Origin of the sequence: Streptomyces nanshensis (assembly GCF_001751255.1) — a bacterium.
GTDB classification, from domain to species: domain Bacteria; phylum Actinomycetota; class Actinomycetes; order Streptomycetales; family Streptomycetaceae; genus Streptomyces; species Streptomyces nanshensis_A.
The window spans coordinates 1-1,034 of the sequence record NZ_LJGW01000077.1 but is presented as its reverse complement, the minus strand read 5'-3'; the positions used below and the strand labels follow the sequence as shown (position 1 = coordinate 1,034).

The following is a 1,034-nucleotide window of genomic DNA, read 5'->3' as shown; positions in this document are numbered from 1 at the left end:
GCCCTGCGCGGCAGCCGCACCGGCGTCTTCGCCGGTGTGATGTACAGCGACTACAGCACGCTGATGAGCGACGAGTCGTTCGAGGGCTACCAGGGCACAGGCGCGTCCCCGAGCGTCGTCTCCGGCCGCGTCTCCTACACCTTCGGCTTCGAAGGCCCGGCGGTGACGGTGGACACGGCGTGCTCGTCGTCGCTGGTGGCGATGCATCTGGCCGCGCAGTCGCTGCGGCAGGGCGAGTGTGAGCTGGCCCTCGCGGGCGGCGTCACCGTCATGTCCACCCCGAACACGTTCGTCGAGTTCTCCCGGCAGCGCGGTCTCGCCGCGGACGGCCGATGCAAGTCCTTCGCCGACTCCGCCGACGGCGTCGCCTGGTCTGAAGGCGTGGGCCTGGTCGTGCTCGAGCGCCTGTCCGACGCCCGCCGCAAGGGACACCGTGTGCTCGCGCTGCTGCGCGGCAGCGCGGTCAACCAGGACGGTGCGTCCAACGGGCTCACCGCCCCCAACGGTCCGTCGCAACAGCGCGTCATCCGGCAGGCCCTGGCCAGCGGAGGCCTGTCCACCGGCGACGTGGACGTGGTGGAGGCGCACGGCACGGGCACCACCCTCGGTGACCCGATCGAGGCGCAGGCGCTGCTGGCGACGTACGGCCGGGACCGTGAGCGTCCGCTGCTGCTCGGCTCGGTCAAGTCCAACATCGGTCATACGCAGGCGGCTGCGGGTGTCGCGGGTGTGATCAAGATGGTGGAGGCGATGCGGCACGGCACACTGCCGCACACCCTGCACGTCGATGCGCCCTCGACGCATGTCGACTGGGAGGCCGGTGCGGTGGAGCTGCTCACCGAGCAGAAGGAGTGGCCGCAGGCCGAGCGTGCGCGTCGGGCGGCCGTCTCCTCGTTCGGCGTGAGCGGTACGAACGCCCACCTCATCCTTGAACAGCCCGCAGAGTCCGCCCAGTTCGCCGACACCGGCAGTGACGAGCAGTCCAGGGCGGACAGCATTCCTGCGGTGGTTCCGTGGGTGGTGTCGGGCCGGTC

Annotated in this window: 1 protein-coding gene; it reads left to right on the top strand. The window is 70.9% G+C overall.

Annotated features, from left to right (window positions below; genetic code table 11):
- The coding region (locus tag AN218_RS03775; protein ID WP_141747436.1) for a beta-ketoacyl synthase N-terminal-like domain-containing protein at positions 1-1,034 on the top strand (1,034 nt) is incomplete at both ends.